General features: G+C 60.4%; 17 protein-coding genes. 10 read left to right on the forward strand and 7 right to left on the reverse strand.

The genetic code is table 11. The annotated features are described in order from the left end of the window. Positions 1-15 precede the first annotated feature (15 nt). Complete coding sequence (locus tag GX444_20050; GenBank protein ID NLH50875.1) at positions 16-1,050, reverse strand: HlyC/CorC family transporter; 1,035 nt, start codon at positions 1,048-1,050, stop codon at positions 16-18. 233 nt (positions 1,051-1,283) lie between these two features. Here GX444_20050 and GX444_20055 point away from each other — a divergent pair, with 233 nt between their 5' ends. Beyond that, a complete protein-coding gene (locus GX444_20055) occupies positions 1,284-4,643 on the forward strand; it encodes a hypothetical protein (protein ID NLH50876.1) in 3,360 nt (1,119 codons plus the stop codon). Positions 4,644-4,858: 215 nt separating this feature from the next. On the opposite strand, the gene GX444_20060 is transcribed toward GX444_20055, so the two are convergent. Beyond that, positions 4,859-5,152 carry a hypothetical protein gene (locus tag GX444_20060; GenBank protein ID NLH50877.1) on the reverse strand — a complete coding sequence of 98 codons (294 nt, stop codon included), beginning with the start codon at positions 5,150-5,152 and terminating at the stop codon, positions 4,859-4,861. Between the two features lie 121 nt (positions 5,153-5,273). On the opposite strand from GX444_20060, the gene GX444_20065 reads away from it, so the two are divergent. The 6 genes from GX444_20065 to GX444_20090 all read left to right on the forward strand — a co-directional run bounded on the left by GX444_20065 (position 5,274) and on the right by GX444_20090 (position 11,963). Continuing rightward, a complete protein-coding gene (locus GX444_20065; protein NLH50878.1) occupies positions 5,274-5,996 on the forward strand; it encodes a rhodanese-like domain-containing protein in 723 nt (240 codons plus the stop codon). 24 nt (positions 5,997-6,020) lie between these two features. Further along, the gene (locus GX444_20070; protein NLH50879.1) at positions 6,021-6,923 is read left to right on the forward strand and encodes a hypothetical protein; all 903 of its coding nucleotides are present in this window, start codon (positions 6,021-6,023) and stop codon (positions 6,921-6,923) included. A 166-nt stretch (positions 6,924-7,089) separates the two neighbouring features. Further along, complete coding sequence (locus GX444_20075) at positions 7,090-8,775, forward strand: hypothetical protein (protein NLH50880.1); 1,686 nt, start codon at positions 7,090-7,092, stop codon at positions 8,773-8,775. Continuing rightward, positions 8,729-9,616: a site-specific DNA-methyltransferase gene (locus GX444_20080; GenBank protein NLH50881.1), complete on the forward strand. Its 888-nt coding sequence runs from the start codon at positions 8,729-8,731 to the stop codon at positions 9,614-9,616. The genes GX444_20075 and GX444_20080 overlap by 47 nt, the downstream gene beginning before the upstream one ends. Continuing rightward, entirely contained in the window at positions 9,613-10,329 is a 717-nt protein-coding gene (locus GX444_20085) for a restriction endonuclease (protein NLH50882.1), read from the forward strand. Before GX444_20080 ends, GX444_20085 begins: the two co-directional genes overlap by 4 nt. Before the next feature lie 116 nt (positions 10,330-10,445). Then, positions 10,446-11,963, forward strand: a complete 1,518-nt coding sequence (locus tag GX444_20090) for a hypothetical protein (GenBank protein NLH50883.1) — start codon at positions 10,446-10,448, stop codon at positions 11,961-11,963. Positions 11,964-12,235: 272 nt separating this feature from the next. On the opposite strand, the gene GX444_20095 is transcribed toward GX444_20090, so the two are convergent. After that, positions 12,236-14,095, reverse strand: coding sequence for a hypothetical protein (locus GX444_20095; GenBank protein ID NLH50884.1), 1,860 nt, complete (start codon positions 14,093-14,095; stop codon positions 12,236-12,238). 343 nt (positions 14,096-14,438) lie between these two features. Between GX444_20095 and GX444_20100 the strand changes: the two genes are divergently transcribed. Together GX444_20100 and GX444_20105 are read left to right on the forward strand one after the other, a co-directional pair. Continuing rightward, on the forward strand, positions 14,439-16,586 hold the full coding sequence (locus GX444_20100; protein NLH50885.1) for a hypothetical protein: 2,148 nt from the start codon (positions 14,439-14,441) through the stop codon (positions 16,584-16,586). A 520-nt stretch (positions 16,587-17,106) separates the two neighbouring features. Continuing rightward, positions 17,107-19,611: a beta-propeller fold lactonase family protein gene (locus GX444_20105; GenBank protein NLH50886.1), complete on the forward strand. Its 2,505-nt coding sequence runs from the start codon at positions 17,107-17,109 to the stop codon at positions 19,609-19,611. Between the two features lie 244 nt (positions 19,612-19,855). Here GX444_20105 and GX444_20110 read toward each other — a convergent pair whose 3' ends face one another. From GX444_20110 to GX444_20125, 4 genes are all read right to left on the reverse strand, one after another. After that, the gene (locus GX444_20110) at positions 19,856-20,152 is read right to left on the reverse strand and encodes a hypothetical protein (GenBank protein ID NLH50887.1); all 297 of its coding nucleotides are present in this window, start codon (positions 20,150-20,152) and stop codon (positions 19,856-19,858) included. Between the two features lie 171 nt (positions 20,153-20,323). After that, complete coding sequence (locus GX444_20115) at positions 20,324-20,737, reverse strand: hypothetical protein (protein ID NLH50888.1); 414 nt, start codon at positions 20,735-20,737, stop codon at positions 20,324-20,326. 44 nt (positions 20,738-20,781) lie between these two features. Next, positions 20,782-21,201 (reverse strand): hypothetical protein, encoded by a 420-nt coding sequence (locus GX444_20120; protein NLH50889.1) that lies wholly within the window; start codon positions 21,199-21,201, stop codon positions 20,782-20,784. Positions 21,202-21,237: 36 nt separating this feature from the next. Further along, positions 21,238-21,735 (reverse strand): hypothetical protein, encoded by a 498-nt coding sequence (locus tag GX444_20125; GenBank protein NLH50890.1) that lies wholly within the window; start codon positions 21,733-21,735, stop codon positions 21,238-21,240. A 186-nt stretch (positions 21,736-21,921) separates the two neighbouring features. Here GX444_20125 and GX444_20130 point away from each other — a divergent pair, with 186 nt between their 5' ends. After that, the gene (locus GX444_20130; GenBank protein ID NLH50891.1) at positions 21,922-22,986 is read left to right on the forward strand and encodes an MFS transporter; all 1,065 of its coding nucleotides are present in this window, start codon (positions 21,922-21,924) and stop codon (positions 22,984-22,986) included. Positions 22,987-23,232: the final 246 nt, after the last annotated feature.

Genomic DNA, 23,232 nt, shown 5'->3' on the forward strand with positions numbered 1-23,232 from the left:
ATGCCAGAGGGCGGCTCAGGAATCCTTCATGCCGGCCAGGGCTTTTTCGCGGGCGTATTGCCGCAAGTCGGGGTGCGGATCGAATTCGCCGACGATCTCCTCGCCGATCATCGCTTCCAACACGTCCTCCAGCGTCACCAGCCCCATCGTGCCGCCGTATTCGTCGACGACGATCGCCAGGTGCATCCGTTCGGTGATGAAAAAATGCAGCAATTGATGGCCGTGCATCGTGGCCGGCACGAATTTCGCCGGTATCTGCAATTCGCTGAGACGGGTCGACAGCTTGCCGGCCAGCAGATCGTTGACGATCCGCCGGCGCAACACGATGCCCGTGATGTGATCGGGACCGTCCTCCGAAGTCACCGGAATGCGGCTGAAAACGATCGACGAAATTCGTTCGCGCAACTCGCCTACCGTCAGGTTGTCGGTCAAGGTCGTCATCACCGGCCGGGGCGTCATGATGTCGGCCGCGGTCACGTCGTTGAGCTTGAGCACGTGCGCCACCCAGTGAGCTTCCCGCGGCAGGATCGTGCCGCCGCGCACGCCCATCCGCGTCGCCGTCAGGATGTCTTCCTCGCTCGGGCCCGCCGCCCGTTGGCGGGGCATCAGAAAACGCATCATCGCCTCGCCGCCGCGGACCAGCGGATAAAGCATCCAGACCATGGCCTGGATCGGCCAGGTCAAGAGGCCGATCAGCCGCCGGGCGTAGCCGACCCCGAACGATTTCGGCACGATCTCGCCGACCAGCAGCACGGCCAGGGTCAGTGCCAGGGAAAACAGCCAAACGTCTTGGGGATTGTAATGTTCGCCGTACAAACCGCCGGCGATGGCGGCGCCCATCGTGTTGGCGAAGGTATTCAAAAACAGGATGGCGGTGATCGGTTGCTCGATCCGCTCGCGCAACCTTCCCAGCCGTCGACCCAGGGATGAGCCATCCTGGCGGAGCGTTTCGACGTGCACCGCCGGCACCGCGTACAGGGCGGCTTCGCTCAGCGAACACAAGAACGAAACCGCCAGCATCAGGATAATCGTCACAATCAGCGCAACCATGGTTTTCCTCGTCAACCGAAATAATGTCTGGATTTACTTTAACACGCGGCCGGAGGCTTTCCAAATGCCGCAACCTTCCGGGTTCATGGACAATCGTTTCCGATTTCCGTAACTTGCATAAAAATGTGAGTTGGGATAAGCTGGTAGGTCGATTGGGAATCCCGGTTCCTGATCGTCGGTTCGGCTAACATGAGGACTCTGCCTTCAATCCGCGGGCGAAAGGACTACTATCCATGAAACACCCAACTAGTACTGTGCTGGCTGCCCTGGCTGTCCTGTTTTGGACTTTGCCGGCCATGGCGGCATTCATTGACCTCGGCGGCAATCAACCGCTGGAATTCCGCATGGTGGAAGCCGACGGTCAGCATGTCACCATGGCCGTGGAAATCGGTTCCCTCACCCTGGAACCGATGAAGACCCAAGACGGCGATTATTACTGGAATATCGTGTTGCCCGACACCGATGTCGTGCCGGTGGTCGGCGACCCTTCGTTGCCGGTCATCACCCGACTGGTTCAGCTTCCCGCCACGGGCGGCGCGAAACTGAGCGTGGTTTCGGCCAAGTATGAAACCGTCGACCTGAACGACTACGACGGTTATTCGATCTGGCCGACCCAGGCCCCGGTCGACAAAATCCCCGGCGCGCTGGAAAACGCCCCCTTCGCCTACAATCCGGACACCTACGCGATTTCCACCTTTACCGGCCCGGCGACCCAGCTCGGCAAAGTCGGTACGATGCGCGGCATGCGGTTCATGCCGCTGACCATTTCGCCGTTCCAATACAACCCGGCGGACAATCTGCTGAAAGTCGCGGTTGAAATGGTGGTCCGGGTCGACTTCGCCTCGTCGGCCCAGAAAGCCGGCGATCTGACCGACACCGCGTTGGCGCAGCCGGCGTTCGACGGCCTGGCCGCAGGCCTCTTCATCAATCACCTGGCCATCCGCGCCGCGGGCGCCAAACCGACCGTGCCGCCGATGACGGTGCCCGGCGGCTTGCTCGTCATCACCGCGCCGGCCTTTGAAGCCAACGGCGACCTTTTAGACCTGCTGGCCTGGAAGGGTCAGAAGGGCTTCGACGTCACGCTGGTTTCCACCGACGAAACCGGCACGACCAAGGAAGCGATCAAAGCCTACATCGTCGATGCCTACGAAAACTGGACGATTCCGCCCGCCTTCGTGCTGTTCATCGGCGATACCAACACCATTCCTTATTGGCAGGTGCTGGAGGTTTCCGACCTTTATTACGTCACCGTGGACGACACGGACTACTTCCCCGAAATGTTTTACAGCCGCTTCCCGGTCCGCACCGCCGACCAGTTGGCCAACATGGTCAACAAAACCCTCGCTTACGAATGGGGCGATTGGACCAATCCGGCCGACTTCCTCGACGCCACCTTCATGGCTTCGAACGACAACTATTCCATCTCGGAAGGCACCCACAATTACGTGATCAGCACCTATCTGGACGACGTGCCTTTCGTCTCCACCAAGCGCTACACCCACAGCGGCGCCACGACCGCCCAGGTGTTGGCCGACATCAACGCCAACCTCGATTACCTGATTTACAGCGGCCATGGTTCCGAAACCAGTTGGGCCGATGGTCCGCCGGTCAGCCAAACGCAAGTACGCAGCCTGACCAATACGGTTTATCCGTTCGTCGCCAGCCACGCCTGCCTGACGAACAGCTACGAAATGGACGAATGCTTCGGCGAGACCTGGGTGCGCATCGCCGCCGGCGGCTTCGCCTTCTACGGCGCCTCGACCTACACGCAGTGGACCGAGGACGACATCCTCGAGCGCCGTTACTTCGACGGCCTCTTCGACACCTCGCTGGCCCGGCACTATTACACGCTCGGCGAGTTCACCACCTACGGCATGATGGAACTGTGGACCTACCTGAGCGGCGGCGGCCTGTCGCAGGAATACTTCGAAAAGTACATCATCCTCGGCGACGCCACGGTGCCGCTGTGGACCGATCAGCCCAGCGAACTGACGGTTGCCGACACCGGTGTGCTGTTCTACGGTTCGACGACCTACAGCGCCGGCGTCACCAGCGCCAAGGGCCCGGTGGAAGGCGCCTTGGTCGCGTTGAGCGTTGACAGCAACGTGATCGCCGCGGCGCTCACCGACGCCTCCGGCGCCGTCAACCTGACCTGGGACACCCCGATCGCCTCCCCCGGCGATTACCTGCTGACCGTCACCGCGCAAAATTACCTGCCCAACCAGGACGAAGTGGTGGTCACTTCCGCCAGTTCCGACGGCGTGCTGAACGTCACCCCGGCCCTCGTGGGCGATGGTTACACCATCCACATCATGGTGGCCGACGCCGACCTGTCCGGCGACGGAACGATGACCGTTTCGGTGACCAGCGACGCCGAACCCTCCGGCGAAACCGTCACCCTGACCGAATTGGCTCCCGACACTGGCGCGTTCGGCGGCACCATCGACACCGCCGCGGATGCCCGTAAGAGCGACGGCCAGATTCAAATCGAGGAAAACGACACCGTCACCGTGTTGTACCATGACGCCGACACCGGCAGCGGCGATCCGGAAGACAAAACCGCCGACGTCGCGGTCGATCTGACGCCGCCCGACTTCGCGGGCGTCACCGATTCGACGGGCATGGACAACCTGATCGTTCTGAGCTGGGACGCGGCCACGGACGATCACGGTCCGATCACCTATCGGATTTATCGCGCCGAAACCTCGGGCGGCCAGGAGTTCGGCTCGCCGATCGGCACGACCTCCGCGCTGACCTACAACGACGACACCGTCGTCAACAACACCGAATATTTCTACGTCGTGCGCGCCACCGACGGCCTGGGCAACCAGGAAACGAACGTGGTGGAAATCGCCGAAACGCCGATCGGTCCCAATACCATTTTCTTCGAGGATTGGGAAAGCAAGAGCATCGGCGATTGGGAAATCGTCAACGGCGGCAGCAACAACAAGACCTGGAATGTCGCCAACGAGTGCGAACGGAGTTCGTCGGTGATGAGCGGCGCCTTCATGATCGCCGACTCCGATTGCGCCGGCAGCCTGCCCATTCTCAACGAACAATTGAACAGCCCGAGCATCGATTGCGGCTACTACCAGGGCGTGTTCCTGCGCTTCGCCAATTTCAACCTCTTCATGGGCGAGCAGCTCTCCAAGGTTCTGGTCAGCGTCAACCAGGGCGCCTGGGTCGAAGTCGCCAGTTACACCGACGACCTGGAGGAAATTTCCGAGGTCGATCTGAGCGATTACGCCGATAACCACAGCGATGTGCGCATCCAATTCTCTTACTACGGTCAATACGACTGGTATTGGGGAGTGGACGATATCGAAGTGCTCGGCTACGAGGGCGGCACGCCGGTCGACGACGACGACGACGACGATAACGATGACAACGACGATAACGATGATAACGACGACAACGACGACAACGACGATTCCAGCCCGGACGATGACGACGACGATGACGATACCACCCCGGACGACGACGTCAGTCCCGATGACGACGATACCGGTTCGGTCGACGATGACGACAATGACGACAACGATGTGGCGACCGATGACGACGACGATGACGACGACAGCGGCTGCGGCTGCTGATCGTTCCGCTTAAAAAAAGCGGGCGACCACGCCCGCTTCGGACACGCAAAACCCCGTCTCGCGAGACGGGGTTTTATTTTTAACTTTTTGCCGTCTGAAAACGATCCGGGATGAGAAAATTCGAGCGGCGGTAACGCGCCGATTAAATAGAAATGAGAGGGAGGCAGGCCCTCTCATTTGGTCTGTTTCGTCAACCGGCTCGAGCGAATCGGCGGTTAGTCGCGGGTCCGACGCTTCAGATTGTGCAGCCGCTTCGCCACCTTTTTCAGTTGCTTTTTATCGCCGGTGGCCCGAACTTCCGCTTTTTTGGCGCGCAGATCCACGATCTGTTTCTTCAATTCGCCGTGGTCTTTTCTTTCCTTGACGTCCTTCGGAATGCCGAAGTGATCGAACAACACGTCGAGCAGCGTTTGCTTGTTCATTCCGTGCACGCCGGAGATATTCGGAATTTTCAGCGCTTCCTCGCGCAGCTTGACCACCGTCAATTTCAACAACGCTTGCTTATCCATCGCCTCTCCTTGCATAACGAAATTTTTCGAGCCGGGGGCGGATTCTAGGGTTCGCCCGCCCATCTTGTCAAGTTTGCCGCAAACGGTCATGTTTATACCGGAACTAACCTGGAGAGGCAAGGTGAACGGAGTCACCCGTTTTTCGTTTCTGATCCTCCTGCTGTCGCTGCTGCCGCTCCTGGCCGTGGCGAGCGATTCCTACGAACGGATCGACTTCGCCCGGCTGACGGCGATGATCGACGCGGGGGGGCCGCTGCTGGTGGTCGACACGCGCGCCGAGGAACCCTACGCCGCCGGACACATTCCGACCGCCGTCAATCTGCCCGGCTATCAGTTCGACAAAGCCGAGCCGGCCGGATTGCCCGCCAACCGCGATTTGCCGATCGTCACCTATTGCAACGGCGGTCACTGCGGCATCGGCTCCTATGTCGCCGAGCGATTGCTCGATTTCGGCTACTCGCGGGTCTACGTTTACGAGGAAGGCATCGACGGCTGGAAAAAGCGGGGTCAGGAGATCGTGGGCACAAAGCAGGAGCAAGTGCCGCGGATCGCCCAGCCAGACTTGGCGGCGTTGCTGGCGACCGGCGCCAACCTGCGATTGATCGACGCCCGCCCGGCCGCCGAATTCGCCGGCCGCACCCTGCCCCAGGCCGTCAACCTGACCCTGGCCGCCTGCAAGCCGGGCGCGCCGAATTGGCCGCCCGCCGCCGACGAAACCGTCGTCGTGTTCGGCCAGGGCCTTTGGGACGGCCGACCCTATCGCGTGGCCGATTGCCTGCGCGCCTGGGGCCGGCGCGACGTGCGGGTTTTTGCGGCCGGCCTGAACGGCTGGCCGGCGAAATAAAACGCTCGTAAGGAGAAGAAAAAAATGTCCGAAGGGGAGGAAAGTCACCAACCGGTCGTGGACGGACCGCGCGTTCCCGCGATGGACATGCACGTCCACACGAATTTCTCCGACGCCCAGATCACCGTCCCCCAACTGGTCGAAGTGGCCGAACGCCGCCGCTACGGCATCAGCGTTTGCGACCACAACGAGATCCGCGGCTCCATCGCCCTCTGGGAAACCGGCCGCGCCGTCACCATCCCGGCCATTGAAATCGGTAGCCGCGAACGGATGGAATTTCTGCTCTATTTCGATTCGCCCGAGCAGCTCGAGGATTATTACGTTCACCAGGTCGAACCGCACAAGCGCAGCCGGTTCTTCGCCGTGCTCGACCGGTCGTTCACCACGCTGGTGCCGTCCGCCAAGGAATACGGGGCGATCGTCTGCCTGCCCCATCCGTTCGCGCCGGGCTGGAAGAACTTCAATTTCAACAAAAGCCGCAAACAACTGCTGATGGACCCCGATTTTCTCAAGCACCTCGATCTGGTCGAGGTCATCAACAGCCACATCGCCGACAGCCGCAATTTCAAGGCGTTCATGCTCAGCGAAATTCTCGACAAGTCCGTCAGCGCGGGTTCGGACGCGCACCGCGTCATGGAGGTCGGCTCGGCCTACCTGAGCTTCGGGCAGAATCTGAATTTCGCGGAAATCCACGGCCTGCTCAAAAGCCGCATCAAGGTGGGCTCCGACACCCGCTTCAAATACTCCCGCACGGTCGGCACCTCGCGCGGCGTGATCCTCAACCACCTGAAGCTGTATTTCCGCAAGAAGGACCAAGCCCGCTGGATGATCCCCTACGAAAGCGAAGCCTACGACCCGACCGTCATGCCCGACCGCCGCGCCGGCGGCGAACGGCGGCGGTTCATCGAACGGCGACGCGAGCGGTAGCCGCGATCATTACTTCACCGCCTGCCATCCGTCGCGGCAAAACAAACAATTCTTACGCGTGCCGCGGGGAATTGCTTCCGCAAACGAATCCAAATTTGCTAGGATGATTTGATTAAACCGAAAATCGGCGGCTTGGTGTCGGCCGCAGCGAACTTGCCGAGGCCAGATGATCCGTCCCCAGACCCGCATTCTGCTGTGGTTTGCCCTGGCGATCTGGTTTGCCGCCGGCATCGGCGGCCTGACCACGCCGCTGGAGCGCGAAACCTACGCGCAGGTGCGCGCCTTGGCGCGTTTTTCGGTCGAGCCCACGGCCGCCGATCTGCTTCCCGCGACGCCGGGCGGCCTCCCGCCGGCTTTTCGCCAACGTCCGGGTGCGGCCTTGGCGGCCTTGCCTTTCTATTGGGCGGGCCGGATCATCGGCGCGATTTTCGCCGACAACCCCGCCGATCCGTTCGGCTTCACCGCGCAAATCACCGCCCTGGCCGCGCCGATCGCGGCGGCCACGGCGTTGCTTTTGGTCGGTTTGAGCGGCCTGCTGATCGGCTTGCGCCCGCGTCCGGCGGTGCTCGCGGTGCTGCTGATCGCCGTTGCCTCACCGCTTACCGTGTACGCCTCCCGCCTGGCCCCGCCCGTCTTCGGACTGCTGGCCATGGGACTGACGATCTATCCTCTTCTCCGACTGACCGTCCAGGACGACCGGCTGGTTCTGCGCCTGATGCTCGGCGCCGGCCTGGGACTGATGCCGCTGCTGGACGATCCGTTTCTGCTGATCTGGCCGCTTTTCCTGCTCTGGGTGTTGACGCGGGTCCGCCGGATTCTCCATCGGCCCAGCTATGCCCTGGCCTTTCTGCTGCCGCTGACGCTGGGCGTGGCCGCGTTTCTGCTGATCAACACCGCCGCCTGGGGCGGCCCGCTGAATGCGCCCGACGGCCTGCCGCTTTGGCGACATTTTCGCTTCGAGTATTACTCGCCCGCCGTTTCGACCGAGACCTTTCTTTTCAAGTACCTGTTGCGCGGCCTGGGCTTCTGGCTGTTCAACGCCGGCCGCATTTCCGAAACGCTGATCCTGACCCGCGCGCTGCCCGAGACCTTGCGGACGTTGCCTTTCTACGGCGTCTTCGGCTGGTTTCCGCCCCTGTTTTTCGGCATCCTCGGGGCGTTCGTCATGCGCGGCGACAGCGAAGCCAAATATCCCCTGCGCCTGTTCGGCCTGTTTTTCTGGCTGGCCGTCGGCCTGCGCGCGGTCGCCCGCAATTTTCTCGACCCCGCGCAACTCGACGCCGGCGCCACGCTGCCGTTCTGGTTTCCGTACCTGATCGGGCTGGCGTTTTTCCTCGGGTATCACCTGTGGGACATGAAGGGCCAGCTCTGGAAAAACGTTCTGCGCGTCCTCTTTGTCGTCGCCCTGCTGGCTTCATTCGGCAACGCCTGGTACGAGGGCGCCGCGGTTCACCTGGCCGCGAAACCGCGCGTGATGTCCGATCTCCTGCCCTTGCCGCCGCCGCAACCGCCGCTCGAACTGGGCGACGCCGCCTCGCCCGCGGTCTGGTTCCCGGCCTCGTCCCGTGACGCGTTTTTCCTGCGCCTCGATCAGACGATGGATTGGCTCTACCGCGATTCCCTGGGCTTCTTCGCCGCCTTTCGGCCGGGGGTGAACAATCTGGCGATTTTCATCAACTTATTACTGGTACTGGGTGCCGTCCTTTTCTTCCTCGACCGAATCACCCATTGGATTGCGATGCGGCATCAACCCGCCTACACTCCCGATGAAGAAGAACCAAGCGAGACGACACCACCCGATGAAAATGAACCGGCAGCCGATTCTGAAGATATCCCAATCGGAGACGAGTAAGGATACCGTTTGCCGATCCACCCGACACCGCATTATTTGCGGCGATTCCCGGGATATGCCCGAGATCACCGACGAGTCGATCCACTTGGTGGTAACCTCGCCGCCCTATTGGACCTTGAAAAATTATCGTGATCACCCCGGACAACTTGGTCATATCGATGATTACGAGAATTTCCTGGCTGAATTGTCCAAGGTCTGGCGAGAAAGTTATCGGGTTCTGACGCCCGGCGGACGGTTGGTGATCAACGTCGGGGACGTTTGCCTCTCCCGCAAAAAAAACGGCCGTCATGTCGTCGTTCCGCTACACGCGGATATCGCGGTCAACTGCCGGAAAATCGGCTTCGATAATTTGAATCCGATCATCTGGCTGAAAATTTCCAACGCGGCTTTCGAGGCCAACACAACGTCCAAGTTTCTCGGCAAACCTTACGAACCTAACGCCATTGTCAAGAACGACATCGAGTTCATTCTCATGCAGCGCAAACCAGGCGGATATCGGAAACCGACCGACGAACAACGCGAACTTTCGCGCCTTCCCAAGGACGAGTTCAACAATTGGTTCCGGCAAATCTGGACGATGACCGGCGCAAAGACGGATCAACACCCGGCGCCTTATCCGCTCGAGTTCGCCGAACGAATCATTCGCATGTTCAGCTTTGTCGGTGATACGGTTCTCGATCCCTTCCTGGGAACGGGAACCAGTTCAATCGCCGCGGCCAAATGGGGACGGAACAGCGTCGGTATCGAGGTAGACCCCGTTTATTGCCGGCAAGCTCTATTGAAAATTCAAAATACCAATAATTTGTACGACAAACTCGACGTGGAGTTCAGCGAACGATGAGTCGGTTTCTGTCCAGCCCCTGGATTAGGGAACGAGCCTCCGAAGCGGTCGAATACTTCTGGAGTAAACGCGACGAACAGGCTTCGTTTGCCAGGAACGATCAAGGAAACCGCAAAGCCGCCACGGGCGGCGGTCAACTTTATCATTTCGCGTTGATTCTTCGCGACATCGCACTGCATTCCGGATATCGGTCGGACGATGTTTTTTTGGATCGCCATTTGGAACTACCTGGCTATTTCCGGCCGACAAAAAAATGGGATGTTTTAATTCTCAGAAACAACCGCCTCGTCGCCGCCTTGGAGCTGAAATCCCATATCGGTCCTTCTTTCGGCAACAATTTCAACAATCGTACCGAGGAAGCTTTGGGCAGCGCGGTCGATCTTTGGACGGCTTATCGCGAAAAAGCATTCGGCGATGTGGCGGAAGCGCCCTGGCTCGGTTACCTGATGTTGCTTGAAGATCACGAAAAATCGCGTTCACCGGTTTCGGTTTCAAGCCGGCATTTCCCGGTTTTCCCTGAGTTCACCGATGCCTCCTATCTGAGCCGATATGTGGAATTGTGTTCGCGCTTGGTGCTGGAAAGACAATATTCGGCGGCCGGTTTGATCGTCGCCCCAAAATCCGATCCCGGTAATTATCTCGAACCGAATCGGAACCTGGGCTTGTTGCCATTTTTCCAATCTTTTCGCCGGCGTTTGGTCGCCGCCAAATAAATCTCTTACCCGCTTTCGAAACGGCACGGCGGCTTCGACAAGAATTCGAGCATCCCCTTCCGCAAGCTGTCGCCGATCGGGTATGCTGAACAAAAATTTGGCTGGAGACCAAACCGATGAAAAAATTATCCTTGGCGATTCTTTTCGCGGCTCTCGTCTGGGCCGCCACCGCGGGCGCCGGACAATCCGGCACCTGGGCCTTGCGCCCCTTCATGAATTTCACCGCGCCGCCCGCCGCGCCGAGCAAGGATCCCGCGCCGGTCGTCGGCGACAGCCGCACCTTCTGGGTGTGGGATTTGTCGGTCATGCCGCCGCAAGACAAGCAGATCACCGCGACCTGTCGCGGCGTATCCGATCACGGTTACGTGTTCGTCGAGGACGCGCAGTGGAACGCGACGATGGATCAGACCGACGTGGACGCCGTGCTGGCGGCCTGGGACGAGGCGACGCCGGCCGGCAGCATCGATCCCGACGAGGGCATCTACGACATCGAAACCACGGTGTACGGCGATCCGCCGGACGTCGACGGCTGGCCGGGCATCGTGCTGCTCTACTACGAAATCGGCTGCTTCATGGGCTCCTGCTTCGACGGTTTCTACCGTTACGACGACCAGTTGTCGGGCACCCACAGCAACCAGATGGACATGCTGCACCTCGAGGCCACGCTGAACGATCCGGGCGCCGCCTACATGCTCGGCGTCACAGCCCACGAGTTCAACCACATGTTGCAAATGGTGCACGATCTGAACGAGGACCTCTGGCTGTCGGAAGCGCTGGCCGAGGCGGCGATGATCGTCACCGGCTACGACACCGACCTGGATTGGCTGGCCGATTTCGTCGCCGATCCGACGGCTTCGTTCTACGGCGATTCCGAATCGGTGAACTACGGCGCGGCGCTGCTGCTGGGGACTTATCTGTACGAGTACGGCGGCACGCCGCTCTTGCAGGCGATCAACGCCGACGACCAGACCGGCACGGTCAGCGTCGAAGACCAGTTGATCACGCTGGGCCTGACCACCTCGTTCGCCTCGTTCTTCGGCGACATGGCCACCGCGATCGCCGCCGACTATTTCGTCGAAACCTGGAACCCGACCGTCACGCCCGAACACTTTTCCTACAATCTGCTGTCGGTCGGCGAACTGAACTGGAACCAGGAAATCACCGCCGGCGACTCGCCGGCGACCTGGACGGTCACCCTGCCCGCGGGCTCGCTCAGCGGCCTCTTGGTGAACATTCCCGGCGAATACAGCTCCGGCGAGCTGGACCTGACCGTCGCGGGCGATTCGATCGACGCGTTGGAATTCGGCGTCGTCCAGGCCGGCCCAAGCGCCAACAAGGTGATCGTCGGCCGGTTTAACAACGGTACCGCCGGTTGGCCATGGGTTCCTCTCGGCCTGCAGGTCGGCGACGGCGACGATTTCCAGGCCGTTGTCGTTGCCGCCAATCCGACCAATAGTGTCATCACCTGTTCGGTCGACGTTACCGCCGTGCCGGGCGAAGGACCCATCGACGACGACACCGCCGATGACGATTCCGGTGGCGACGACGACGCGGCGGGTGACGATGACGCGGCGGGCGACGACGACGCGGCGAGTGACGACGACGATGATGACGACAGCGGCTGCGGCTGCTGAGCCGCTCGCCGGATGGTTTGCCGGGGCGCCTCTTTCGGGGCGCCCTTGGTTTTTAATCGTACCTACTCAAATGGGCACGGCCATCGATCCCGAGGGGATCGAAGACCGTGGCACCCGCGGACATGCCTGAATACGAATGAGAAAACCGGCATCGGTCGACCTTGCCCGAGGTGCCACGCTTTCAGCAACGGCCCATTCACTTTTTTCCTCGCCCTCAAAAGGGAGAGGAATCAGAGGTGAGGGTTTGCCAGCACATCGCCAAAGGTGCGACTTCACCCTCCAAACAAGGTGATCAAATCCGGGTGCACCCAGAGGCTCATGCTCTCGATGTCGTAGCCGAACAGCGCCGAGGGATCCCAATGATTGGGATCGAAATCCGCCGGCATGTCGAACGCCACCAGCAGGATGATGTCGTCTTCCGACGGCGCGATGCCGAAGGGGGCCAGTGGCAACTGCAACTCGTTCAGGTCGCCCGGCAGCGTCATCATCCAGGCATACACCGGGTTGAAATCGTCCGGCACGTAGAAAACCAGGTAGGCATCCACCCGAGGCCGGAACTTGCCTTCGAAACCCCAATGCAGCGTGCCGGTCGCCGCATCGTAATAGGTCGTTTCCGGCGAAAAGTAGGGCAGGAAATCCGCGTTGTCGAAAATGACGCCGTAGTGGTTCCAATGGTTGGGACTTTCGGCGTAACGGGTCGCCGTGGCGGCGCGGCAGGATTCGCCGGCGGTGGCGAAGACGTCGGTCTTGATCCCCAGGGCGAGATAATCGGCGTCGGGAACACGCGTAAAGGGCAGCAGCGACGTTTCCGAACCGTACGCGCCGACGGCCAGCGGCAACAAGGCCCGGTTGGGAATCTCGGCGCCGAGCACGAAGAAATAGTCGGCCCCGTCCTCCGGATTGACCACCGAGAAATCAATCCGCTCGCAATCGGCGGGAACCGCGGCCAGCTCCAAGTCCGGCGCTCCGCTGCCGTCCCACGACGGCCGCGCGCCGATGTAGGGGAACTTGAGGCCGCGTTCGAACAGCGGCTTGACGAGCGGCAGGATGTAAGCCAGGTAATCGTCGTTGTGCCAACCCGCCTGAATCATGGCGATGATCGTGTCCAGATTCACCACCGATGCCGCGTCGAGTTGGAACACGAAACCTTGCAGCGATTTATCCGGCAGACTGCTCAGCAGCGGCACCTGCAGGGCGGTGTTGGCGCCGTAGAAGCCGAAGATCTGCATGCCGGGCACTTCAAACAGAATGCTGATGCTCGGCAGGTAAAGATTCGTCGGCAGGTCAACGTCGCCGGTATAGCCTGCCGCTTCGTAATAAAACCGGAAATAATCCTCGGTAAACAGATTGAGGCTGGTCGAATTCAACCAGGCCTGGCGCGGCAACCCGGGCAGCAGGACGCCGCCGAAAAGAGGCTGGGTGAACGCCTCATCCACCGTTTGCGGATTGACCAGCGGCAAGTCCTCACCGTCGCTTAAAAACCGGCCGGGTACCGAATCCGCATAGTAATAATCCGATTTGTAAGCCGAGTGCAGGCGGAAATAGGCGACCGGCTGATCGGTGCGATAGGTCCACGGCCAGTAGTGCTCGTGCCATGCGGTCAGCAGATGTTCGCCCGATTCGGCGGCGAAAACCACGCGGCCTTCGCCGTCGGTCTGATAACCGTCGTGATTGTTGTCCAGGTAAACGAACGAGTTCGCGAGCGGCGCGCAGGTCTCGTCGTCGTAGATATAGACGATCCGTTGCGTTACGACCGACACCCCGCCGCCGATCAGGGTGCCTTCGCCCAGGCCCTCGGGATCGGGCAACCGGCAGAGAACCGGCGCGTATTCCTGGTCGGGCGGATCGTCGTCATCCTCGTCGACCTCGCCGATCACGGGAGCCTCGGTATCCATCGGACGGAAAGGCGAAAGCCGGACGATCCCGCCGTCCGGCGCCTGGTCGAGCGGCCGGCCGGGGAAATCGACGCCCGAATGGTCGTCGTCGTCGGCTTGATCGTCGTCCGCCACCTGTCCCGGACCCGGCCCCGCACCGCTATCCGGCTCCGCGGACGAATCGTCACCCCCGCAGGCGGTCAGGCAAAAAACGAAAGCGAGCAGGAAAAATGCCAGGAAGGAAAGATCCGTTTTCAAGGTACACCTCCTGTCTTTTCGGCAACCCGACAAGAGAGCTTCTTGATGGCTTCATGCTGAAAATACTGCCCCATGAATAATATGCATTTTTCGTTCCGGATTCAAGCTCGGCCGACCGATTCGCTAACCGGTTGAAATGAGTTATTTTTCAAGGTTACCCTCGATTTCGGCCAGCCGAAAAACCCGATCCGGACCGCCGACAATTGCACGGCAATGCTGATTTTTGAGCGGTTGACCGCCCTTTTTCGCTTGATGATAAATTAATTGGCGACCCGCCGCCGAATCGGTTAAACTTTGCCCGTCAATGGCAAATGGGGTTTCAATCAACGGCCCGGGACGGTCAATGAGTCGATCCGGACAGGTTACTCACCCAAACGAGCGCAAATCGGCGAATGAAATTGCTTGGCCGCGCCAACGCCTAATTGTGACCATTATCACCATTCTTCTTTTTTTCTCGGCACTTTTAGCGCTCGGTTTCTGGCAGTGGTGCGATGTTTTACCCAGCGGCGGCGACGGGCATGCTCATCTCGCGGCAACTCTCGCCGTGGCTCGGGCTTCGGCGGAAGGCAGCGAAACGCTTCGCGGACTTTTACTATCCTATGGCGCCAACCACATGCCGCTTCTTTATTTAACCGCGGCTGGACTGCTGCGATCGACCGGCGGCGCGCCTGCTTCACTGGATATTCCGATTGTCGGCTTCTGGGCCATCGCCTGCCTGGCTTTTCTGGCTTTTGGCATGGCTCTCGGCAACCATCGTTTCTTCTCGCTTTTACCGTTTGCCACGTTCTTGGTCGTACCCACCTTCTGGGAAGTAGGCTGTTCCTATAGTTTGGAAGTGGTACAAATCGCCAATGTCGCCGTGCTCATGGCACTTTTTTTCAATGCCGATCGGCTGCAGCCGCTCGGCTGGTTGTTCGCGGCGGTCCTGATCGCGGCATTTTTCTCTCTTTCGCGGGCGACGGCGTTGTGGTTTATCGTTCCAGGCGGTTTGTTGCTCTGTTTTGAGAACGAATGGGCAATCCGGTTACGGCGCTTGTCGTTGTTGTTAGCGGCGGTTCTGCCACCGACCATCTGGATCGGTTTGCATGCCGACCGGGTCGCGAGTGAATATACGTCTCTCTCCTCTTCCGCGCGATCGATCGGCGCCAACCTTTGCTACTATTGGAAGGTCATTTTGATCGACTACCGTGGCTTTCCCTTGGTGATAACTCTAGCGGTTCTGCTTTTCCTGCGTTTTCGACAGAAAGATTGGCATCGTTTGGATGCGACGTTTTTTGTTTTTATCGCCGCGCCATTAGCGTTCTTTTTTTTACTCAAACCCCAGGTACCCAGGTACATTCTTCCCGCTTATCTGGCATTATCAGGATGGACTCTTTTTTCCGCACGCCGGATCGAAGAAAAATCGCCATGGGCGCGAAACCTCGTCACTGCGATCACCGTCATCTACATCGTTGTCGGTTTTTTCACGACGGTGACGGTAGCCCTGGCCGCCGGATATCCCGGACCGGGGGAACTGCTGGGTATTCGCCGCGCCGCATTGACGCCATCCGGATTGTCGATTCCCGAGGCGCGGGAAAAGTTCGGGGCCGGTCTGGCCGCCGAATTGCGCGGTGAAAAAACGGCCGACCTTGATCTCTGGTTGCTGGCCGAAAACCCAAAAGACCTTCCGGCGCGATTGCATTTCGCGGAAACATTGGCGCGCCAAGGAAACCTCGAACAATCCCAGCGGGAATTCGATGTATTGTTTTCACCGCTCGCCGATTTCGGCATGAAAGTCGAGGCGCTGACCTGCCTGGCTTCATTGGCGGCCGCCGGCTTCGTGCCGGCGAAGGAATTTGATCGCCGCCTTGTCCCGTTATTGGCGGAAAACCAATCGGATCAGGCTCGCCTTTATACGTTGCGATCGGCAAAAGTGCGCGCCTGCCAATTGGCGCACGATTGGCCGGCGGCGCTCGAAGCAGTCCGTTTGTTGCGGTCCGTCTTGATCGCCGAGCAAGAGCCGGGGGTGAATCTTGTGGAGGCGTCAATCAGGGAAGCCATGGGCGACAACTCCCAAGCTCGCCGGCTCCTGGAGGAAAATCTGCGTCGAATCGAGCCGGACGATCCGGTCTATACCGACTCATTGTTGGCTTTGGCAAAAATCGCCGCCGGTGAAAACCGCTTCGATGAAGCCGAGCAGCGGCTGATGGCGGCGGCGAAAACCGGCCTAAATCAAAACGGCTTGGCCTCCGTCACCATGTCGGTGGCCGGGAGGATCGCCAATGCCGGCCAGATCAATGCCGGCGAATCCTTATTAATCGCCATCGCCGATCGGCTGTCCGGGCAACCGGCAGCTCTTTTACAGGTTGAATTAGCCAAATCGGCCCTCGCTCGAAATGATTATCAAACCGCCGAATCCTACTTGCGACGTGCCAGACGCACGGCGGAGGATCCAAAAACGATTCTCTGGATCGAGGATTCAATCAAACAAATTCAGGCGTCAGGCCGATGAATAGGATGATTATTAAATTAAAACTTGAATTGACCATTTTCCTAATATTTTTCATTTCTATTTTTTATTTTTCCGCCTGCGACGCGGCGAAAAACGGCGCGGGCGGGGGGTAAAACGGCCGCCGCCCAACCCGACCCGAGTTTTCGCGCAAAATACATTCGAGTGCTCGGTGTTGTACGCGACTCTCACCGTATTTTGTACGGTCACGGGCAAGTCCAGTTGGTCAATGGGATTCTAAAGGTAAAAACGAAGCCGTGAAAAACAAACCATGTGACAGCCGACTGTCATTCTGTTTTCCTTTTGTCTGCCGATCGCTTGCGGCGGGTGAATAGAGCCTCCCTCCCCGGTTAGCGGTTCGCCGATGGCCAGACCGCATCATGGCCTGGAATGATCGCGCCGGCTTCTGGCGAACGGGTAGCCTGACGCCCTCCCTTCGTTTTTTCTTCGTTTGCTTGCGGGGTCTGGGCGAGTTTGCTACTCTGGATGGATCATCGATCACTTGTCGGGAAGGTGAATCGCCATGCAACGCATTTTATCATTGCTGTTGGTATTGCTTTTGGCCGGTTGCGCCGGATCACAAACCGGCGACGACTCGGCCGCAACCGCGTCCCAGGCTCAAGGGGTGACCAGTAAAAAAGCCGAGCCGGTGCCCACCGAAACGGCACTGGCGCATCCGGGCGACGCGGGCGACGGATCGATCGTCATGGTCAACGGCCGGACGATCACCCCGGCGGGCCAGTTGCTGCCGGTTTACAACTTTCCGACCAACCTGCTCGTACTGCCGTCCGGCGACGTGGTCGAATCCTCGATGCGCACCCCCGGCATCAACATCGTCGACGGCACGGCCTTCGCCGTCCTGGGCGCCGCGGCGACCGATTTCGCCTTTCACGGCCTGGCGGCGAACGCCGCCGGTGACAAGCTGTGGGTCAGCCACGGGGCCGAGCAGACGATCGGCGAATACGACGTCGTCGCCGGCGTACCGACCCTGTCGCGCACCATCCCCAGCATGCTCACGCCGGCCGGCCTGGCCCTGACGCCCGACGAAAGCCGACTGCTGATCTGCAATTCCTACGGCAGCGGCCTGCAGATCGTCGACCTGACCACCGGCGTCACCGACCAGGTCGCGCCGACCAACCTGTATCCCTACGAAGTACTCGTTTCCGCCGACGGCGACGAGGCCTACGTCTCCAACTGGGGCGACTCGACGATCACCGTGATCGACGTCGCGCAGGGCGAACGCCTGGCCGACGTGGAAGTCGGGCTGCACCCGGAAGGCATGGCGCTGTCGTCCGACGGCCAGCGCCTTTACGTGGCCAACGCCGACAACGACACGATCAGCGTGGTGGACGTCGCGGCGCGCGAACTGCTGGACACCTACGAGGTGTACCGCTCCGACGAGTTCTTCGGCGCCAGCCCGCTGGACGCGGCGCTGAGCGGCGACGACGCCACGTTGTACGTCGCGGCGGCCGGCCTGAACGCGGTGGTGGTGTTCAACACGGCCACCGGCGAACAGACGGGAATGATCCCGACCGGCTACTACCCGACCGCGGTGGCGCTCGACGAATCGCAGTCGGTGCTGTACGTGACCAACGGCAAGGGCGGCGGCATCCCGAGCGCCAAATCCAAGGCCGGGGTTTCGATGAACGGCACGCTGGAAAAAATCGCCCTGCCGACGCCGACCGAATTGGCGGATTACACCGACCAGGTGATGAACAACCTGACCCGCACCGAACTGTATTGGGAAACGATGGATTTCGAGAGCCCGATTCCCACCGAACGCGGCACACCCTCGCAGCAGATCAAGCACGTCGTGTACATCATGCGCGAGAACAAGACCTTCGACCAGGTTTACGGCGACTTCGAGGGCGCCGAGCGCGACCCGAGCAACCTGGTCTTCGGCGCCGACTACACGCCCAACGGCCACAACCTCGCCGGGCAGTTCACCATCTGCGACAACTATTACTCCGAGGCCAACGTCAGCCTCCAGGGCCACATGTGGTCAATTCTGATGTATTCCAACGACTACGACGAAAAAGCCTGGGCAGCGGACAGCAGTTACCGCTATCCGCTGGCCAACATCGAGCCGGCCAGTTGCGGCGGCAAGGGCAGCATCTTCCGTCACCTGTACAATAACGGCGTCGAGTTCCGCGCCTACGGCCAGGTGCTCACGCTGGGCGACCTGCCCGACCTGGCGCCGTATTTCAACTTCAAGTACGGCTTCTGGAACCTGGGCGTTTCCGACGAGATCAAGGCCGGCGAAATCATCCGCGAATGGGAAGCCGGCATCTGGCCGGAATTCGTCTACATCAGCCTGCACAACGACCACTCCAACGGCTCCGACGCCGGCGCGCCGACACCGCGTTATTACGTCGGCGACAACGACGCGGGCCTCGGCAAGCTGATCGACTACATCACCCACAGCGACAAGTGGAGCGAAACCGCCGTCTTCATCCTCGAGGACGACCCGCAATCGGGCGCCGACCATGTCGACCCGCACCGCTCCCCGGTCATCGTCGTCTCGCCGTGGGCCAAGCACGGCTACATCAGCAGCGCGCTGTATTCGATGTCCTCCATCTGGATGACCATCGAGATGATCCTCGGCCTGCCGCCGATGGCCGTCTACGACGAGCACACCAGCCCGATGTACGACGTCTTCACGATGACCCCCGATTACGGCACTTACACGGCGGTGCCCAATCCGACGCCGCTGGAATACAACCCCAAGGGTTTGCCGCTGGCGGATTACTCCAGCAAACAACGGTGGGACGCGCCGGACCAGGTGCGCCGCCTGGGCGAGATCGTCTGGGGCACGATGCGGCCCAATGAGCCGTTCCCGGCCCACCTTTCCGTCGATTCCTACGCGGAAGACCTGGACGAGGATGAGGAAAACGACGCCGACGATTACGTGGGCGCCGTCCGGGCGATGCAGGAATACGCCTTGCAGCGCGGTTTGTGGAACGGCGAAAAATTGCCGACGATCCGCGAGATGGTCGAGCAGGGTCTGCTGGTGCCGGTGAATAAATAGCGAGCGGCGCAATACCCGAGCAGCAATGACAGGATTGGAACCGCGAATGAACGCGAATGGGAAACAATTTTTGTTTTCTATTCGTGATCCTCGTTCGTGGTGATTGACGACTTCCGAGGTGCCACACTTTCAACCGAGGAGCGAGGTTGAAGGTGTGCTGAAAAGTTATCCACCAATTCCGTCTTATTCGCGGTTTTTCTCTAATTACCGACGTACCGTTTGGAATGATCGGAGGAGCCGTTTGCTAATCCCGTTTGCGGCGCTGCCCGAGCAACAACGCCGCGAAGCCCACGCCGAGCAGGGCGCCGGTCAGCACGGCGCTTTCGGCGTCGCCGGCGATGGTGCAATTACAGGCTTCGGGAACCTCGTCATTCACTTGCTTGGCATTGCAGAAACAAAAATTGAATTGCCGGCAATCGTCGTATTGCCGGCAAGCCTCCAATCGATCGTCCTCGAGGAGATCCAGGCAAAAGTCAAGGCAGGAATCGTACTGCTGCAAAAAGCGACAGTCGGCCTGGCACAATTTCGCTGTTTCACACATCTCCCGACACATCGAAGACGTCACGTCCGGATCGGGTGCGGTGTCGTCATCTGCCGGGGCATAATCCGCAAAACCGATATTTGTCAGACTCAATAAAAACAAGACGACGACAAAACATACTTTCATTGTCGCGCTTCTCTTTTCCCAAAAATAAAAATGTGCAGCCGAATCCTACCGCTTTTTCCGCAGGCTGACGGCCAGCGCCGCCAAACCCAGAGCCAGCATGGCGAATGCCAGGCCGGCGCCGTCGGCGCCGCCGCCGATCACGCAGCCGCAGCCGTCGTCATCGTCGTCGTCGTCATCCGACGAGTTTTTCTTGGCGTCGCAGAAGCAGGCGTTGAATTCCGCACAGGTTTCGTAGCCGTAACAGGTTCCCAGCTTTTCGCTGTTGAACGAACCCAGGCAATCGCTCGTGTAGTGATTCAGATCGATGCACGACGGCTGGCAAGCCTCGGCCTGAGTGTGCAGATCGTCGCAGGTGACTTCCTCGGGGCTGGGGCCGTAATCGGTGTCGGCGCTATCCGCCCAAGCCAGACCGCCAAGACAAAGAAAATACAAAGCGACCGTAAAAAGCGACAACTTCATCGGTTCCTACCTCCGCCATGCCCCCATGGGTTAATCGAAGCTTACTACTTCCTTCCCTTCGTTCGCAAACTGAACACCAGGGACGACCCGCCGATCGCCAACAACAGCGCCGTCAGCCACGCGCCGCCGCGGTCCGCCTCGACGACCGTGCAGCCGCAAGCCTCGGGCGTCGCCTCGCTGACCTGCTTGGAATTGCAGAAACAGTAATTGAATTCCCGGCAATCCTCGGCGAAGCGGCAGTCCGCCAGGCGGTCGGCGTCGAGCAAGTCCAGGCAAAAATCGAAACAGGAATCGTATTCCTGCAAAAACCGGCAATCGGCCCGGCATTCGTTCGCCACCCGGCACAATTCCCGGCAGGTCGCCGGATCGATCGCCGGCTCGATATAGGGATCGCCGCTGTCGGCCCAGGAAACGCAAACCAGAAACGCCCAAGCGACCGCCGCCCACACATAGGGCTTATCCAATGGAAATCTCCCGCGCCCCCCGGGTGAATTTTCAGGTTACCGATTTTTTCGCAGACTGAAGGCCAAGGCCGCCAACCCGACGGCCAGCATGACGAATGTCAGGCCCGCGCCGTCGGTATGCGCGGCGACGCGGCAACCGTTGTCGTCGTCGTTGTCGTTATCGTTGTCGTCGTCCGTGCCGCCGGCGACATCGTCATCGCCGCCGCCGGCCTCGTCGTCGTCGTCGTCGCCGCCGGGCGAGCCGTCGTCGTCATCCGCGACGGGCGAATCGTCGTCGGTTTCGCAGACGCAGGCGTCAAACGCCGTACAATCGGTCAGTTCGGTGCAGTAGATCAGGGTCGACGGCATCTGCTCGCAGAAAGTCTGGCAGTCGATCTGGACGCACGCGGGGCTGCAGGCCGACACGCGCGCGCAAAAATCGTCGCAGGTATAATTGACCGTGTCGTCGTCCACATCGGTATCGGCGGCATCGGCCCAGGTGAGTACGGGAGCCAGCAACACGGTCAGAAAAGCGAGGGCAGCGAACTTCCACATGACGAAACTCCTTTGCGGCCGACCGGCGGATTTCCGGTCCGAATCAATTTGACGAGTCGCGCGTGGAATCTGGTTGTCATCCGTCAACCAAAATAATATCATAGTTGCCGGTTATCTGACAATCCTTTTTAGCCCGGGAGAATTTTCAGTGTTTTTCACGGGTTGGCGAAACCGAGGAGGCGGCGGGTGAAAGCTCCGTGGCGCGATCCGCGCTCGTTCGCCGTCTCGCACGGGTTGATCCACGCCGTGGTGGACGCCGCGTGCGTCGCCACCCTCTTCGGCACCCGATTCGCCCACCACCTCACCCACTGGCAGGCCTTTTACCTGATTTTCGGCTACGACATGCTGGCCTTCGCCGGACAGGGCGCGATCGGCCCGCTGCTCGATCGTTGGCGACTGTTGCGGCCGTCGATCCTGGCCAGCCTGGGGCTGGTCGCGGGCGGCGTGCTGTTTCTGCACGTGAACCCGGTCGCCGCGGCGGTCCTGGTGGCGCTGGGCAACGCGCTGTATCACGTGGCGGCCGGCGCGTTGTCGCTGCACGTCGATCCGGGCCGGGCGGCGCCGCCGGGCATTTTCGTCGCGCCCGGCGCGCTGGGCCTGGCGATCGGCACCTTCACCGGCAAACATACCGCGGTGATCGAATGGCCGTTTTTGCTGGCGCTGGGCCTGTCGCTGCTGTTGGCCTGGCGGTCCGCCCATCCGCCGGTGCGGCTCGCCGAGCCGCCGGGCAAGGGCGGCACGCGTTACGCGGCGGCGCTGCTGCTGCTGTTGTTGTTTTCGATCGCCGTCCGCTCGCTGGTCGGCCGGGGCGGCGCCTATGCCTGCCCCAAGCTGACCTTCGTCGCCTTCAGCCTCGGCGCGGCGGCGTTCGCGGGCAAGGCGCTTGGGGGAATCCTCGCGGATCGTTTCGGCTGGCTGCGGGTCGGCGTCGGCGCGCTGCTGCTTTCCGCGCCGCTGATCGTCTTTGGCGGCGCCGATTATCCGGTGGTGGTGATCGGCATGCTGCTGTTTCAGATGACCATGCCGGTGACGCTGGTCGCCGTATCGGTGCTGCTGCCGGGCCGGCCGGCGCTCGCCTTCGGCTTTTGCAGCACGGCGCTGATCGTCGGGGCGATCCCGACTTTCTTCAAATCGTGCAAGGCGTATTACGGCCCCTGGCCCTTCCTGGTTCTGATTCTGCTCTCGGCGGCGGCGTTGTGGGTGGGCTTGCGCGGCCTGCGCGGCGTCGTGCCGATGAAGTACGACCGGTAACGAATCGATCAACGACTACCTATTGTCCGCTGCTGTTCGCTCCTTCAGTCGCGATGACCGTTTGATAAAGTAGGTCGATCAACAAGTAACGCTCCGGGTTTTCCTTGGGTAGTGTCAACAATCTTTCGCACTTTGGGTTAGGATCCTCTTTCGGTTGAGGGTTCCCAGCCGGTCGCCTTCCCCCGAGGGGGAAGGCGAAGCCCGGTCAGGCTACGCTTTCCCGTTCGCGGTCCGCGTCGCGGAGCC

Source organism: Myxococcales bacterium (genome assembly GCA_012517325.1).
GTDB lineage: Bacteria > Lernaellota > Lernaellaia > Lernaellales > Lernaellaceae > JAAYVF01.

Bases quoted from the DNA above. Each gene is read 5' to 3' on its own strand.
- GX444_20110 (NLH50887.1), bottom strand. From the start codon at position 20,152: ATGTGTGAAACAGCGAAATTGTGCCAGGCCGACTGTCGCTTTTTGCAG.
- GX444_20055 (NLH50876.1), top strand. From the start codon at position 1,284: ATGAAACACCCAACTAGTACTGTGCTGGCTGCCCTGGCTGTCCTGTTT.
- GX444_20050 (NLH50875.1), bottom strand. From the start codon at position 1,050: ATGGTTGCGCTGATTGTGACGATTATCCTGATGCTGGCGGTTTCGTTC.
- GX444_20075 (NLH50880.1), top strand. From the start codon at position 7,090: ATGATCCGTCCCCAGACCCGCATTCTGCTGTGGTTTGCCCTGGCGATC.
- GX444_20115 (NLH50888.1), bottom strand. From the start codon at position 20,737: ATGAAGTTGTCGCTTTTTACGGTCGCTTTGTATTTTCTTTGTCTTGGC.
- GX444_20100 (NLH50885.1), top strand. From the start codon at position 14,439: ATGAGTCGATCCGGACAGGTTACTCACCCAAACGAGCGCAAATCGGCG.
- GX444_20125 (NLH50890.1), bottom strand. From the start codon at position 21,735: ATGTGGAAGTTCGCTGCCCTCGCTTTTCTGACCGTGTTGCTGGCTCCC.
- GX444_20080 (NLH50881.1), top strand. From the start codon at position 8,729: ATGAACCGGCAGCCGATTCTGAAGATATCCCAATCGGAGACGAGTAAG.
- GX444_20085 (NLH50882.1), top strand. From the start codon at position 9,613: ATGAGTCGGTTTCTGTCCAGCCCCTGGATTAGGGAACGAGCCTCCGAA.
- GX444_20070 (NLH50879.1), top strand. From the start codon at position 6,021: ATGTCCGAAGGGGAGGAAAGTCACCAACCGGTCGTGGACGGACCGCGC.
- GX444_20060 (NLH50877.1), bottom strand. From the start codon at position 5,152: ATGGATAAGCAAGCGTTGTTGAAATTGACGGTGGTCAAGCTGCGCGAG.
- GX444_20090 (NLH50883.1), top strand. From the start codon at position 10,446: ATGAAAAAATTATCCTTGGCGATTCTTTTCGCGGCTCTCGTCTGGGCC.
- GX444_20105 (NLH50886.1), top strand. From the start codon at position 17,107: ATGCAACGCATTTTATCATTGCTGTTGGTATTGCTTTTGGCCGGTTGC.